13 protein-coding genes are annotated in these 14738 nt (G+C 64.5%); 8 read left to right on the top strand and 5 right to left on the bottom strand.

What is annotated here, in order from left to right:
* The first annotated feature begins 22 nt into the window (after window positions 1-22).
* Window positions 23-808, top strand: coding sequence for an SDR family NAD(P)-dependent oxidoreductase (locus ASG69_RS04085; protein WP_235578847.1), 786 nt, complete (start codon window positions 23-25; stop codon window positions 806-808).
* A 27-nt stretch (window positions 809-835) separates the two neighbouring features.
* Here the strand turns inward: ASG69_RS04085 and ASG69_RS04080 are convergent, their stop codons facing one another.
* Window positions 836-1723 carry a sugar phosphate isomerase/epimerase family protein gene (locus ASG69_RS04080; RefSeq protein WP_235578846.1) on the bottom strand — a complete coding sequence of 296 codons (888 nt, stop codon included), beginning with the start codon at window positions 1721-1723 and terminating at the stop codon, window positions 836-838.
* A 272-nt stretch (window positions 1724-1995) separates the two neighbouring features.
* On the opposite strand from ASG69_RS04080, the gene ASG69_RS22045 reads away from it, so the two are divergent.
* Complete coding sequence (locus ASG69_RS22045) at window positions 1996-2190, top strand: hypothetical protein (RefSeq protein ID WP_235578845.1); 195 nt, start codon at window positions 1996-1998, stop codon at window positions 2188-2190.
* 92 nt (window positions 2191-2282) lie between these two features.
* On the opposite strand, the gene ASG69_RS04075 is transcribed toward ASG69_RS22045, so the two are convergent.
* Window positions 2283-4190 carry an FAD-binding monooxygenase gene (locus ASG69_RS04075; RefSeq protein ID WP_056449292.1) on the bottom strand — a complete coding sequence of 636 codons (1908 nt, stop codon included), beginning with the start codon at window positions 4188-4190 and terminating at the stop codon, window positions 2283-2285.
* A gap of 1 nt (window position 4191) precedes the next feature.
* Window positions 4192-5565, bottom strand: a complete 1374-nt coding sequence (locus ASG69_RS04070; RefSeq protein WP_056449289.1) for an MFS transporter — start codon at window positions 5563-5565, stop codon at window positions 4192-4194.
* A 126-nt stretch (window positions 5566-5691) separates the two neighbouring features.
* Between ASG69_RS04070 and ASG69_RS04065 the strand changes: the two genes are divergently transcribed.
* The 6 genes from ASG69_RS04065 to ASG69_RS04040 are packed head-to-tail and all read left to right on the top strand — an operon-like array spanning window position 5692 to window position 12211.
* Window positions 5692-7188 carry a fumarylacetoacetate hydrolase family protein gene (locus ASG69_RS04065; protein ID WP_056449496.1) on the top strand — a complete coding sequence of 499 codons (1497 nt, stop codon included), beginning with the start codon at window positions 5692-5694 and terminating at the stop codon, window positions 7186-7188.
* Entirely contained in the window at window positions 7146-7856 is a 711-nt protein-coding gene (locus ASG69_RS04060; RefSeq protein WP_056449286.1) for a GntR family transcriptional regulator, read from the top strand. Before ASG69_RS04065 ends, ASG69_RS04060 begins: the two co-directional genes overlap by 43 nt.
* Before the next feature lie 31 nt (window positions 7857-7887).
* Window positions 7888-9420 (top strand): 5-carboxymethyl-2-hydroxymuconate semialdehyde dehydrogenase, encoded by a 1533-nt coding sequence (gene hpaE / locus ASG69_RS04055; RefSeq protein WP_056449493.1) that lies wholly within the window; start codon window positions 7888-7890, stop codon window positions 9418-9420.
* A 32-nt stretch (window positions 9421-9452) separates the two neighbouring features.
* A complete protein-coding gene (gene hpaD / locus ASG69_RS04050; RefSeq protein ID WP_056449282.1) occupies window positions 9453-10604 on the top strand; it encodes a 3,4-dihydroxyphenylacetate 2,3-dioxygenase in 1152 nt (383 codons plus the stop codon).
* Window positions 10605-10637: 33 nt separating this feature from the next.
* Window positions 10638-11423, top strand: a complete 786-nt coding sequence (gene hpaH, locus ASG69_RS22425; protein WP_056449279.1) for a 2-oxo-hept-4-ene-1,7-dioate hydratase — start codon at window positions 10638-10640, stop codon at window positions 11421-11423.
* A complete protein-coding gene (locus ASG69_RS04040; protein ID WP_056449276.1) occupies window positions 11408-12211 on the top strand; it encodes an HpcH/HpaI aldolase family protein in 804 nt (267 codons plus the stop codon). The genes hpaH and ASG69_RS04040 overlap by 16 nt, the downstream gene beginning before the upstream one ends.
* Before the next feature lie 152 nt (window positions 12212-12363).
* Here the strand turns inward: ASG69_RS04040 and ASG69_RS04035 are convergent, their stop codons facing one another.
* Both ASG69_RS04035 and ASG69_RS04030 read right to left on the bottom strand, forming a co-directional pair.
* Complete coding sequence (locus ASG69_RS04035; RefSeq protein ID WP_200933774.1) at window positions 12364-13596, bottom strand: aminomethyltransferase family protein; 1233 nt, start codon at window positions 13594-13596, stop codon at window positions 12364-12366.
* A gap of 202 nt (window positions 13597-13798) precedes the next feature.
* A complete protein-coding gene (locus ASG69_RS04030) occupies window positions 13799-14728 on the bottom strand; it encodes a VOC family protein (protein ID WP_056449271.1) in 930 nt (309 codons plus the stop codon).
* Window positions 14729-14738 lie beyond the last annotated feature (10 nt).

The raw sequence follows: 14738 nt of genomic DNA, 5'->3' as shown, positions 1-14738 counted from the left end.
CAAAATGACTGGAGGAGTAGCCGTGAACCTGGACCTCACCGGACGACGAGTCTTCGTCAGCGGCTCCACTCGAGGCATCGGGTACGCCGTGGCCGCAGCGTGCGCAGGCGAAGGCGCATCGGTCGTCCTCAACGGTCGCACCGAGGAGAAGGTGAGCGGGGCTGTGGCCCGTCTCCGGAAGGCCGTCCCCGGCGCGAGTGTCGACGGCATCTCAGCGGACATGTGCGACATGGAAGAGGTATCCGCCCTTCTGGGCAGGCTGGGACAGGTGGACATTCTGGTCAACAATGTCGGCGTGTTCGAGGTCGCGCCCTTCTTCGAGATCACCGACGAGCAGTGGTCGCGTTATTTCGACATCAATGTGATGAGCGCAGTTCGGCTTTCGCGAGCCCTGCTCGGTGGAATGATCGACAGAGGATGGGGAAGAATCATCTTCACGGGCACTGAGTCGGCGATCGATGTCCCTGTCGACATGGTCCACTACGGAGCGACCAAGGCCACGGCACTGGCTCTCGGCAATGGGCTGGCCAAACTCACCAGAGGTACCGCCGTCACGGTGAACACCGTTCTTGCCGGCGCGACCTACTCCGATGGCGTCGCCGAAGCGGTCGAGGGGATCGCGTCCGCCCAGCGCGTCCCGCCGGAGGATCTGACGTCGTCGCTGGTGCGCTCGAGTTCACTCATTGAACGCTTCATCGAACCCGAGGAGGTTGCCGACCTGGTCACGTTCCTGGCAAGTCCTCGCTCCTCGGCCATCAACGGCTCAGCCATTCGCGCCGACGGCGGTGTACTCCCCACGATCATTTGACAGTGGATCGACCTCGCCGACCCGACGTCATGGCAGGGGATGCACCAGTGCGACTGCGCTCTCGTGCGCTCGGGTGAGGGCGAGATCGAGTGGCATGCGCCGGAAGTCGTCGGACAAGATCTCCACACCCCAAGTTCCGTCGTATCCGACCTCGCGCAGAACACTGATCAGTCCGTTCAGGTCGAACACTCCCTCACCGCACAATCGACGGTTGTCCATCGTGTCGTCGAACAACGACCCGACGACGTGCTCGTCGGCGTCATCGAGTTCCACACCGAACACGACGTCGCCGGTCAGGGAAGATCGCAGTTCGTCGAGGGTGGTGCCGGCCCGGAAGACGTGCCAGGCATCGACGATCACGCCGCACGCGGGATCTCCTGTGGCGCGGGCGAGGTCGGCCCCGTCCGGGATGGTGGCGATGATCGAGAACGGCATCGGTTCGATGGCAATGCGGGTGCCGCGCTCCACGGCCTCGCGGGTCAACACGCGTAACGCGTCGACCACGGGTTCCAGGTCACGAGGCGGCGCATTCTCCGAGCCGATCTTGATGTGCGTCGGCTGCAGGATCTCAGCGGCCTCCAGCAGCAGGTCGCGAGTGTCGTGGGTGCTTCCGTCCTCTCCTCTGGGGATCCACCACCGTTCCAGCAGTTCGATCTCGACATACCTCAACGGCGAATCGTCGAGCATGCTCCGCAGAGTCGGTAGTCCGATGTCGTCGCGAATGGCCGCGAGGTCCGCGGCGACGATCCCCATGCCGGCGAACCCGGCATCGGAGACCGCCGTGATCCGGTCCGCGATCGGAATCGGACTCACAGGGTGCGGCGCGTCAGGGCGGACATCGCCCGCCGACGTCCAACACGCTGCGATCAGTTCCGGCGCCATCGGTGCGATGCGTCGGTCCGCTCCTCGGGTCACGGTCAGGATCCTGTCTGCGTCGGGGTACCTCGCGGCCACCGCGATGAGGACTGGTGCGACGTGGTCCGGATGCAGGAGGTGGCACCGGGGGCGAGGTGGTCACCTGCAGTGTGCCGATTCCGACATCGTCGGATCAAGCAGGTGGAGCCATCAAAAACCCCTCGCCGGGGTGAGCCGGCGCTGCCCCAGTTCCGGTCGTCGCCCGATGATCGAGTCACGCCGAGTGGGTACGACCGAACTTCTGCGGCACGCCGAGGTGCGGTCGACAAACCTTGCCGTTCGCGGCGGGCCGAGGAGTGGGCTCCACCGCCGAAGCCACCGCCCTGCACCATCCCCGGTCCGGGGTCACCTACCGACCGATCACGGACGGACCGAGCATCCCGGTCCATCTGGCGTGGTGGAGACATGAACCGCCGATCGGACTGCGCGAACTGGTCGACACTCTCACGTCGTTCTACTCGACGTGAGCGTCTGCGCTCTCACGCACCGAAGACACCGGAGGCGTCACACAGTTCCGGTCCGCGAGATGACAGGTCGGCCGGTGAACCGAGCAACATCGTCACGCAGACTGCACCTCCACGTCGGACTGATTCATCGCGTGCATGATGGACTCGAAGAATGCTGCGAGTTCCTGTGTTCCGTCGAGCGGGAAAACCTGCGCGACGTACTGGTCCGGCCGCACCACCACGATCGCACCGGCCCTGTCGATGCCGCGTTCGTCGAAGATGTCGATCGAGGGATCTGCGGCGAAGACGTTCCCGTAGTCGACGAGATCGAACGGCCCGACCCGCGGCATGAACACAGCGGCGACCTTCCCGAGGTCGACGTCGGTGTGCGGCTGCTGATGGACGACTTTGACGTCGAAGACGCTGTCGATGCCGTCCCCCGGGCGCGTGTGGCGAACGATCGGCGAGTCGGGGGAATCGCCGAGCCATGATGCGAGCTGGGTGATCCCTGGTCCGGTACTGCCTGCGGAATCTGCGAAAACGTAGATGCGCCAACGACCGTCGGCGCGATGTTGGTGACCGAGATGGACAGGGTTGCCGTCGCACACCCTGGTCACCTGCACCGACTTGAATCGTTTACCGATCGGGAAGCCCGACGCGCGATCTTGGTGCTCGGCGCCGCCGACGATCATCGACGGCGCGTACTCGGTCATGAATCCAGCTGGGAACTCCGCAGTCTTGACGTAGAAGTCCTCGAGTTCCGACGGGTTGTCGAAATCTTCGGGGCGGGTGGCCATCATCGACGACCACTGCTTGTCGAAGTCGATGAGGTTCTGGGCGATGACCTGCCGCTCCGCGGTGTACGTCGAGAGCAACGACTCCGGACTGCGGCCCTCGAGCACATGGCCGAGTTTCCATGCGAGATTGAATCCGTCCTGCATGGACACGTTCATGCCCTGACCGGCTTTGGCGCTGTGGGTATGGCAGGCGTCCCCGGTGATGAACACGCGCGGGGTGCGACGACCCACCTCGTCGGCGGGCACGTCGTCGAAACGGTCGGTGACGCGGTGCCCCACCTCGTAGACGCTATGCCAGGCCACATCTCGGACGTCAAGCGTGTACGGGTGCAGGATCTCGTTCGCCTGAGCGATGATCTGCTCGATGGTGGTGGTCCGCACGCGACCGTTGTCGTCCGGTGCCACCTCACCGAGGTCGACGTACATACGGAACAGGTGCCCGCCTTCGCGTGGGATGTGCAGGATGCTGCCGCCGGAGCCGGACTGGATGGCACACTTGATGCGGATGTCGGGGAAGTCGGTGACGGCGAGCACGTCCATCACGCCCCACGCGTGGAAAGCTTTGTCTCCGACCGGTCGGCAGCCGATGGTGTCGCGAACGGCACTGCGCGCCCCATCGGACCCGACCACGTACTTGGCGCGAACCGTGCGTTCCTCGCCGTCACCGCCGGCCCTGACGAGGGTGACCTTGACCGGGTACTCGCCCTCACCGATCTCCAGAGTGCGGAACTCGTACCCGAAGTCGGGTCGCATGCGGGTGGGGGCGTTGGCCATGAACTCGGCGAAGTAGTCCAGTACCCGCGCCTGGTTGACGATCAGGTGCGGGAACTCGCTGATACCGACCGCGTCGTCCGGGGTCCGTGCGGCGCGCACGATCCGCGACGGGTCCTGCGGGTCCGGCTTCCAGAATGCCATCTCGGTGATGCGGTACGCCTCGGCCGTGATCCGGTCGGCGAAGCCGAATGCCTGGAAGGTCTCCACACTTCGAGCCTGGATGCCGTCGGCCTGACCGATGGCCAGGCGACCGGCACGCTTCTCCACGATGCGCGTCGTGATGCCGGGGAATTGTGACAGCTGTGCTGCCGTCGTCATGCCCGCGGGGCCGGTACCGACGATGAGGACGTCGATCTCGTCGGGGAGGTCGTCGGGTCGATTCACTCCGACGCCCGCGGCCGGCTGAACGCGAGGGTCGCCGGAGACGTACCCGTGATGGTGAAATTGCATGTCAGACCTTCGCCGTTGTTCTGATCGGGCTCACTGATTGTTCGGCCTCGTGGTCGGGGCCGAGAGGGATTCCGCTGCGATCGCGTAGTAGGAGAGTCGCGCCGACGCTGACGAGTACACCCGCCACGAGATAGGCGGTCACCGCGGTGGTGCCTCCGGTCGCACGCACCAAGGCGGCGGCGATCATGGGAGCGAAGGCGCCGCCCAGGATCGCTCCGACGGCATAGGAGATCGAGACACCGGAGAAGCGCACCGAGGCGGGGAACAGTTCTGCGTACAGCGCGGCTTGGGGACCGTAGGTGAAGCCGAGGCCGACCGTCAACAGCACCAACCCCAGGAGTAGCAACCAGATGTTCGCAGTCTCGACCAGGGGAAAGAGCGGGACGAGTGCCGCGAGGAGTAAAGCCCACCCGAGCAGGTAGGTCGACCGCCGACCGATCCGGTCACTGACCGTCGCGCCGACCCACGTGAAGAACAGCCAGGAGACGGCCGACCCTGCGACCGCCCACAGTACGGGCCCGCGGTCGAGCCCGACAGGGCCGTCGGGGTTCGTCGCATAGTTCTGGATGTAGCCGCCCGTGGTCATGTATCCGACGGCACTGTTTCCCGAGAAGACCAGCGCTGCAACGATGACGAGCTTCCAATGGCGACGGAACAACTCCACGATCGGCGTCTTGGTCTGCTCCCGTCGGTCGGCGATCTCGAGGAACACCGGACTCTCCTCCACCCGCCGGCGAATGTAGTGCCCGATCAGGATCAGCACCACGGAGAGCAGGAACGGCACCCGCCACCCCCACTGCAGGAACTTCTCACCGGGAGCGACCACGGTCATGAGAGCCATGACACCCGAGGCGAGCAGTAGCCCCAGGGGAACACCGACCTGCGGGGCGGCTGCGTAGACGCCGCGCTTGTGGTTCGGAGCGTGCTCGGCGGCCATGAGGACAGCGCCGCCCCATTCACCGCCGGCGGAGATGCCCTGCAGGATCCGCAGCACGATCAGCATGACCGGCGCGGCGACGCCGATGGCGGCGTAGGTGGGTAGCAACCCGACGAACGTGGTGGCCACCCCCATCAGCACCAGCGTGACCATCAGGACGACACGGCGCCCGTATCGGTCGCCGTAATGCCCTGCCAGGAAAGCGCCGAGAGGTCGGAACAGGAAGCTGATACCGACGGTGAGGAAGGACAGGATGGTCGCCACACCCTCCCCTGCCGGCTGGAAGAACAACTGCCCGAACACGAGTCCCGCCGCTGCGGCGTAGACGAAGAAGTCGTACCACTCGACTGTGGTACCGACGACGGCCGCGAACACGACGCGTCGACGCTCCTTGTCCGTGATGGGTCCGGGGTGACCCGGTCGGTGAGGTGCGCTCATTGCTGGCTCCTAGGTTGTCCCACGCCTCGTGTGCCGTGGGGCTCGAGGGGGATCCATTGCGATCTGCGTCACTCATCGTATATGATTTGAAATACGATGCAAGACCCGATGGACGCAGGAGACCTCATGACCACCGATGTAGCGCCGGACTCCGCGTATTCCGTGGAACCACCGAAGCGGCCGGGGAAAATCATCGCCGTCCACCTCAGCTACGCGTCTCGGGCCGATCAGCGCGGTCGTCGGCCCGCGCACCCGTCGTACTTCCTCAAGCCGTCGAGCTCGGTGGCGACGACCGGAGGGACCATCGAACGTCCCAGTGACACGGAGTTATTGGCCTTCGAAGGCGAGATCGCGGTGATCATCGGTGTCACGGCCCGCAGAGTCGGCATCGACGACGCATGGAGCCACGTCAGCGGGGTGACCGCGGCGAACGACTTCGGTCTCTACGACCTGCGCGCGAACGACAAGGGCTCCAACCTCCGCTCGAAGGGGGGTGACGGCTTCACTCCGCTCGGCCCGCGAGTCGTCGACGCGCGCCTGGTCGACCCGGCAGCCCTCCGCATCCGGACGTGGGTCAACGGATCGCTCGCACAGACCGACACCACCGCCGGCATGATCTTCCCCATCGCCCAGATCGTGGCCGACCTCTCCCAACACCTCACTCTCGAGCCGGGCGACATCGTCCTCACCGGAACACCCGCGGGCTCCTCGGTCGTCGTCCCCGGCGATGTGGTCGAGGTCGAGGTCGATGCTCCGGACTCCCCCACCGCGCCGAGTTCCGGTCGGCTGACCACCACCGTCGTGCAGGGCACCACACCGTTCGACGACACCCTGGGGTCGACGCCCGCCGTCGACGACCTCCAGAGGAGCGAGGCGTGGGGGTCGGCCGAGGCCGCCGGCCTGCAGCAGCCCGCACCCGCCTTCGCACTCACCGACGCGCTGCGCGCCAAACTCGTTCAGGTGCCCGTCGCCGGTCTGTCACAGCAACTGCGCAAGCGCGGCCTGAACAACGTGACGATCGACGGCGTCGCGCCGTTGACCAGCGGGATCAAGCTTGTCGGGACCGCGCGAACTCTCCGGTTCGTGCCCAATCGCGAAGACCTGTTCGACTCGCACGGCGGCGGCTACAACGCCCAGAAGCGCACTTTCGATGCTGTCGAGTCGGGCGAGGTCATCGTCATCGAGGCACGCGGTGAGAAGGGTTCCGGAACCCTCGGTGACATCCTCGCGCTCCGTGCGCGTGCCCGCGGCGCAGCCGGAGTCGTCACCGACGGCGGCGTCCGGGACCGCGACGCGGTCGCCGACACCGGCCTGCCCGTCTTCTCCTCCGGCGTGCACCCCGCCGTCCTCGGCCGACGCCACGTTCCGTGGGACCACGACATCACCATCGCCTGCGGCGGTGCGACCGTGCAGCCCGGGGACGTCATCGTCGGCGACAACGACGGGGTGATCGTCATCCCTCCGCATCTCGTGGAGGAGGTCGTGGATGCCGCACTCGTCCAGGAGGATCAGGATGCCTGGATTGCCGAGCAGGTCGCCGACGGTCACGCTGTCGACGGGCTGTTCCCGCCCAATTCCGAATGGAAAGGACGGTACGAGCAGTGGCGTCAGGACAATCGGTGACCCAGAGCAAATCGCAGCTCGCCTATCACTACGTCAAGGACCGCATCGCACGGCAGGAGTACACACCCGGGTACCGCCTCGTCCTCGGTGCGATCGCCAAGGACCTCGACATGAGCGTGGTTCCGGTACGCGAGGCGATCCGGCAACTCGAGGCGGAGGGGCTCGTGACGTTCGAACGTAATGTCGGAGCACATGTCTCGATGGTCGACGACTCCCAATACCGGTACAGCATGCAGGCGCTGAGCGTGCTCGAAGGTGCTGCGACCGCGATGGCCGCCCGGCGACTCTCCGCCGACGACATCCGGCGTGCACGCTCGGTCAACGAACGAATGATCGAGTCCCTCAGCGACTTCGAACCCCGCCTGTTCACCACACTCAATCAGGAGTTCCACTCCATCCTGTTCGCCAAGTGCCCGAACCCGCGGCTCACGGCGCTGGTGGACGCCGAATGGGGCCGACTCGGTCATCTGCGCGCCTCGACGTTCACCTTCGTACCCGGACGGGCCCGAGAGTCGGTCTCCGAACACGAGGACATCATCGCGCTCATCGAAACGAGCGCGCCACTCTCGCGTATCGAGGACGCTGCCCGTCGGCACCGCTCCGCCACCCTCGACGCCTACCTGACCCACGAACACCCCGGTGAGCACCTCGGCCTCCCCGAGCTCTGACCCGATCCCGAACCCCTCGAACGGAGACCTCATGACCGACACCGTGTCCGATACTGCGCGGCGCCACGTCCCGGCGGACCTTCCCACCCGCATCCAGCATTACATCGGCGGCAAGTTCGTCGATTCGGTCGACGGCGACACCTTCGACGTCCTCGACCCGGTCTCGAACGAGGTCTACCTCCAGGCCGCGGCCGGCAAGAAGGCCGACATCGATCTCGCTGTCGCTGCCGCCCGCGCCGCATTCACCGACGGCCCGTGGCCGACGATGCTGCCGCGCGAACGCTCGCGGATCCTGCACCGCATCGCCGACATCGTCGAGTCCCGCGACGCACGACTGGCGGAACTCGAATCGTTCGACTCCGGACTTCCGATCACCCAGGCACTCGGCCAGGCGCGGCGCGCGGCGGAGAACTTCCGCTTCTTCGCCGACCTCGTCGTCGCGCAGGCGGACGACACCTACAAGGTGCCCGGGCGACAGATCAATTACGTCAACCGCACACCCATCGGGGTCGCCGGCCTGATCACGCCGTGGAACACCCCGTTCATGCTCGAGTCGTGGAAGCTGGGCCCCGCCTTGGCCACCGGCAACACCGTGGTGCTCAAGCCCGCGGAGTTCACCCCGCTCTCGGCATCACTGTGGGCCGGCATCTTCGAGGAAGCGGGACTGCCCGACGGTGTGTTCAACCTCGTCAACGGGCTCGGCGAGGACGCCGGCGACGCCCTCGTCAAGCACCCCGACGTCCCGCTCATCTCGTTCACCGGCGAATCGAGCACGGGTCAGCTCATCTTCGGCAACGCCGCACCGTTCCTCAAGGGTCTGTCGATGGAACTGGGTGGCAAGAGCCCCGCCATCGTCTTCGCCGACGCCGATCTCGACGCCGCTGTGGACGCCACCATCTTCGGCGTGTTCTCCCTCAACGGTGAGCGGTGCACCGCCGGCAGTCGGATCCTCGTCGAGCGGTCCATCTACGACGAGTTCGTCGAACGCTATGCAGCACAGGCGAAGCGCGTGAAAGTCGGCTACCCGCACGAACCCGGGACCGAAGTCGGCGCCCTCGTGCACCCCGAGCACTACGACAAGGTCATGAGCTACATCGAGATCGGCAAGTCCGAGGCGCGTCTCGTCGCCGGCGGCGGCCGGGCCGAGGGCTTCGCGCACGGCAACTTCGTCACACCCACGGTGTTCGCCGATGTCCCGCCGGACGCCCGCATCTTCCAGGAGGAGATCTTCGGACCCGTCGTGGCCATCACCCCGTTCGACACCGACGACGAAGCACTCGCGCTGGCCAACGGCGTGAAATACGGACTGGCCGCCTATGTCTGGACGAACGACCTGAAGCGTTCACACAACTTCGCCCAGGCCATCGATGCCGGCATGGTCTGGCTGAACTCGAACAACGTGCGCGACCTCCGAACCCCCTTCGGCGGCGTCAAGGCCTCGGGACTGGGCCACGAGGGCGGCTACCGCTCCATCGACTTCTACACCCAGCAACAGGCAGTGCACATCACGCTCGGCAAGGTGCACAACCCCACCTTCGGCAAAGCCGACGCAGACCACCACTGACCCCCACCTCAGCCTCCCCCAAGGATCTCGACATGACCATCACACCCTCGTCGCCGGAACCCGTCGTGACACCGACCAGCCCCGTCCGCTCGACGAACCCCGTCCCCACCCCGCGGGCCACACCCCCGGACGTCCTTCGCTGCGCGTACATGGAGCTCGTCGTCACCGACCTCCAGCGTTCACGCAACTTCTACGTCGACGTGCTCGACCTCGTCGTCACCGCCGAGGACGAGAACGCCGTCTACCTCCGCTCGTTCGAGGAGTTCATCCACCACAACCTCGTCCTGCGCAAGGGCCCGGTCGCCGGTGTCGCCGCGTTCTCCTACCGCGTCCGCAGTCCCGAGGACCTCGACAAGGCTGTCGCGTTCTACACCGAACTCGGGTGCCGTGTGGAACGAAACCCGCACGGCTACAACAGAGGTATCGGCGACTCCGTTCGCGTCGAAGATCCGCTCGGCTTCCCTTACGAGTTCTTCCACGACGTCGAGCATGTCGAACGCCTCGCCTGGCATTACCACCTCTACACCCCCGGTGCTCTCGTCCGGCTCGACCACTTCAACCAGGTCACTCCCGACGTGCCCCGCGCCGTCGGCTACATGGAGGACCTCGGATTCCGCGTCACCGAGGACATCCAGGACGAGGCGGGCACGACCTACGCAGCATGGATGCGTCGCAAGTCCACCGTCCACGACACCGCGATGACCGGCGGCGACGGCCCGCGCATGCACCACGTCGCCTTCGCGACACACGAGAAGCACAACATCATCGCCATCTGCGACAAGCTCGGTGCTCTGCGGATGTCCGACCACATCGAACGCGGCCCCGGTCGGCACGGCGTCTCCAACGCCTTCTACCTCTACCTGCGCGACCCGGACGGGCACCGCGTGGAGATCTACACCCAGGACTACTACACCGGCGACCCCGACAACCCGGTCGTCACCTGGGACGTCCACGACAATCAGCGTCGCGATTGGTGGGGCACTCCGGTAGTCCCCAGCTGGTACACCGACGCGTCCCTGGTGCTCGATCTCGACGGGAATCCACAACCCGTCATCGCCCGCACCGACGATTCCGAACTCGCTGTCACCATCGGCGCGGACGGCTTCTCCTACACCCGCAAGGAGGACACCGAGGAGATGCCCGAGTGGAAGAAGGGCGAGTTCAAGCTCGGCGCCCAACTCTGACTCCCCCTCGGTAACACTTCCTCAGGAGAAAGCATGCTTCCCGACCAGACGATCACCGACATCGCCGACCAGCTCGCCGGTGCCGAGCGCGATCGCACGATGATTCCGCGACTGACCGCGCGCTTCCCGGAGATGACCGTGGAGGACTCCTACGCGGTGCAGAACGAATGGCGCCGCCGTGCAGTCGAATCCGGCCGTCGCCTCGTCGGGCGCAAGATCGGTCTGACCAGCAAGGTGATGCAGGTCGCCACCGGCATCACCGAGCCCGACTACGGTGCGATCTTCGACGACCAGGTGTTCGAGAACGGTTCGGTCATCGACCACAGCCTGTTCTCGAACGTGCGCATCGAGGTGGAGTTGGCATTCGTCCTCGGCGAGGCTGTCCGCGGCCCTAATGCGACGATCTTCGACGTTCTCAAGGCCACCGAATACGTGGTGCCGGCCCTGGAGATCCTGAGCTCCCGCATCGAGATGGAGGGCCGCACGATCGTCGACACCATCAGCGACAACGCCGCTCTCGGCGGAATGGTCGTCGGCGGGAACCCCACCGACCCGTCCACGGTGGACATGCGATGGATCTCGGCACTGCTCTACCGCAACGAGACCATCGAAGAGTCGGGCGTGGCCGCCGCGGTACTGAACCATCCCGCCACCGGGGTGGCATGGCTGGCGAACAAACTGGCCCAGCACGACGACCACCTCGGCGCCGGCGAGATCGTGCTCGCCGGCTCCTTCACCAGGCCCATGTGGGTGTACCCGGGCGACACCGTCCTCGCCGACTACGGACCGATGGGAACCATCTCGTGTCGCTTCGCCTGAACCGCACGTTCCGCGACCACCTCGCCTCCGCGGACAGACCCCTCTACGGAGGATGGATCACCACCGGCTCGCCGGTCGCCGCCGAGATCATGGCGGGATCCGGTCTCGACTGGGTGCTCATCGACATGGAACACGCACCCAACGGACTCGAATCCGTTCTGGCACAGCTCTACGCAGTCTCCGGCTACCCCACGACACCGGTCGTCCGGGTACCTTCTGCGGACACCGTGGCGATAAAGCAGGTGCTCGATCTCGGTGCACAGAACATCCTGGTGCCCATGGTGTCCACCGCCGAGGAGGCACGCGAGGTGGCTGCCTCAGCGCAGTACCCACCGGTGGGACGGCGCGGTGTCGGCAGTGCGCTCGCTCGATCTGCGCGATGGAACCGAGTCCAGGGATACCTGGCGAACGGAGCCGACCATGTGTCGGTGCTCGTCCAGATCGAGACCGTCGAAGGGGTGACCAACGCAGCAGCTATCGCGGAAACGCCCGGGATCGACGGTGTCTTTCTCGGACCCAGTGATCTGTCTGCCTCGATGGGGTTACTCGGCCAGCAGAACCATCCCGACGTCGTGGCCGCGGTGAAGGAAGCGTTCGGGGCCATCGCGTCCACCGGAAAACCCCACGGGGTCAACGCCTTCGTCGCCGAACAAGCCACATCGTACGTTCGCGCGGGTGCAACGTTCGTACTGGTCGGAGCCGACGCCGCGATTCTGGCCCGCGGCTCCGAAGCACTCGCCCACCAATACATCGGATCCGCGACGGACGGCACACGCGCCAGCTACTGAATGAGCCTTGTCGTTCTGCTACTCGACTCGGCTTTCGTATGTCGTTGTCGATCGGTTCCGAGTTACCTCGCGCTGCTGATCGCAATCGGACGCTACCGTCCCGATGCGATGGACCCGCAGACCACCGCATCGGGACGAGTTCTTGCGTACAGCTATGTCTGCGTGGACGGGGACATTGCCCCCGACGGAATACTGGACAGGTCGTAAGACTTGTTCGACGGCAGGTCGAGGTACGGAAAGCGCTCGACCGTCGCGCGAATGAGCTTGATGCGCTGACCGTGATCGCCCCAGTGAATAATGACTTCTCGGCCGACGTCGGCGTGCTCCAGGTCAAGTGTGCAGTGTGAAATCATGTGGCGGTAGTAATACGAGTAGACCGCGACCGACGAGACCCCGACCGGTTTCCCGTCGAGGGTCACAAGGTCCGCGTGACCGCCGGCCGGTGACTGCGGAGTAGTGGGGAACTCGAAGTTCTTGTACTCCTCGCCCGGATCGAACTGCGACGCGAAGACATCGACGACGTCGTCCTTGTTCCAGCGAAGAGTCACCGTTTTACGGCGGGGGGCGGCTGCTTCTGCTTCGATCGCGCTGCGACCGACGAAGTCGTGGTCGAATTTTGCCATCCATGCCCAGTTCACCTCCTGCGGTGTTCGCAATCGTGCTCGCACATCTGCTGGATCGATACTTCCAGTCATGGCAGCACCGAGAACTGTGGGTCCGAACATGGGATTTGTGACGAATCCACTGTCGACGTACGCTGACGACGTGAACGTGCAAGCCTGCTGCGGGTATCCACCCTCGGTATGGTTGACGACGTACGTCCTCCATCCGAGACGTTTGATTCCGAATTCCGACCCAGCGTTGTGGACTGCGTCGAATACAGCGGGCCCGAAATCGAGCGGACCCCGTAATTCGTACGCCAGGGTACCGACCATTCCGATCCGGGAGATTTCGATCTCTACGTCAGCGTCCAGACCGGGCAAACGAATTTTCTTGATTTCGAGGAAACCAACGGTCCGCAGCGATTCGCCGAGCAGTCTCTCGAGCACTTGCAGTGACGTCGGACCAGCAATTTGGAAAATGAAGATATCACGCGCCGTGAGGTCGACACCGGCGCCGAGAGTCGCGGCTTTGTAGACCGGCCATGGCACTCCAGCCCCGAACATCCGGAAGGATTCTTCGCTGTCGCGAACAGTCAGTGCATGCAGTGCGATCAAGCCGTTCTCGTCCGGCATCACCAGGTGTTTGGACTTACCGATCTGCCAGTTGTAGACGTTGTTGATGCTGATTCTGGATAGATAGTCCTGCGCGTGTGGGCCGCTGAAGGTGAGCTCCGGAATACCACTGAGGTTGGAAGCGATGTATGTTCCGGTTTTCCAGGACATCGATTCACTTTTCCACCCGTCGCTTTCCCAGAGGTGTAGGCCCGTTCCGAAATCCACGTATGTCGACCCGAAGTAGCGAGGTACGTCTTGCAACGTGAGTGGTGCGTTCTCGGTTCCGGTCATTTCCTGCCCTTTCGTGGCAACTGAGACATCCCCACACCAGCTGCAGGGACCGTTGTGGAGGCCGACGCGTCTCGGCCGGTCACATCCATTCGGTTTCCCAGCTCTTCGGTGGTTGGGGCCCCCACATGTTCATGTGATACCAGGGTTCGTGACCGGCCGCCGTCGGGGGATAGTCGAATCCGACAGTCTCCATCGTGCTGGTGATCTCGATCCGATTGCCGAAAGGGTCGCGGACGTAGATCGAGAGCATGTTTCCCTCATGGTGACGGACGGGCCCGTACTCGGCTGCGTTCTTCAGCAGTTGCAAGTTGTCGAGGAAGCGCCAGAAGTCGGCCTCGTCCAGTTCGAGAGCGACGTGGTGAACACCGTTCTGTCCAGTCAAAATGGCGATCTGGTGGTGAAGCTCGTTGATTCGAAGAAACTGTATGAAGAACCCGTCACTACCGGGGAGGCTGACGAAGGTGCTGCTTCGAAAGCCCATGACGGAGAGGAAGTCGGTCATCTGCTTGACGTCGGTGGTTCGAAGCTGGAGGTGACTGGTGCGAACATCGATGGCTCCCGGTCGATACTCACCGGGCACAGGTGCAGCGGGCGGGTCCGGCTCGGCGCGAACGATTTCGAAGGTGTGGCCCGTTGGAATGGTCAAACTCAAAGTCTCCAGTACGCCTGGCCTCTGACGTCCTGATTCCACTGTGGTTGCGATACCCGCATTGTCCAATTTCGACCCGAGAAGATCGAAAGCTGTCGAGGTACGGGCACGGAAGTTGACCGAAGCGAGACCGGTTCCGTCCTCCCGAAGCCCGAGAATGATTGCGCCCGTGACCGGACTCGCCAGGTAAGCGTGACCGTGTGACGCTTCGACCACTGCCAGACCGATGACTTGTTCGTACCACCGTGTGGCGGTTTCCAGGTCCGGAACACGAATGACAGTGTGGTCCGTGTTCTGCAGCAGACCCTTCCAGCTGATCGTGTCGTCGTCGTCGACAACGGGGTGTTCGATCCTGAGCATGGCAACTTCC

The organism is Rhodococcus sp. Leaf225 (assembly GCF_001426145.1).
Lineage (GTDB): Bacteria > Actinomycetota > Actinomycetes > Mycobacteriales > Mycobacteriaceae > Rhodococcoides.
This window is presented reverse-complemented; position numbering and strand designations above follow the sequence as displayed.

Bases quoted from the DNA above. Each gene is read 5' to 3' on its own strand.
- ASG69_RS04030 (WP_056449271.1), bottom strand. From the start codon at position 14,728: ATGCTCAGGATCGAACACCCCGTTGTCGACGACGACGACACGATCAGC.
- ASG69_RS04065 (WP_056449496.1), top strand. From the start codon at position 5,692: ATGACCACCGATGTAGCGCCGGACTCCGCGTATTCCGTGGAACCACCG.
- ASG69_RS04070 (WP_056449289.1), bottom strand. From the start codon at position 5,565: ATGAGCGCACCTCACCGACCGGGTCACCCCGGACCCATCACGGACAAG.
- hpaH (WP_056449279.1), top strand. From the start codon at position 10,638: ATGCTTCCCGACCAGACGATCACCGACATCGCCGACCAGCTCGCCGGT.
- ASG69_RS04075 (WP_056449292.1), bottom strand. From the start codon at position 4,190: ATGCAATTTCACCATCACGGGTACGTCTCCGGCGACCCTCGCGTTCAG.
- ASG69_RS04035 (WP_200933774.1), bottom strand. From the start codon at position 13,596: ATGTCCTGGAAAACCGGAACATACATCGCTTCCAACCTCAGTGGTATT.
- hpaE (WP_056449493.1), top strand. From the start codon at position 7,888: ATGACCGACACCGTGTCCGATACTGCGCGGCGCCACGTCCCGGCGGAC.
- hpaD (WP_056449282.1), top strand. From the start codon at position 9,453: ATGACCATCACACCCTCGTCGCCGGAACCCGTCGTGACACCGACCAGC.
- ASG69_RS04060 (WP_056449286.1), top strand. From the start codon at position 7,146: ATGGAAAGGACGGTACGAGCAGTGGCGTCAGGACAATCGGTGACCCAG.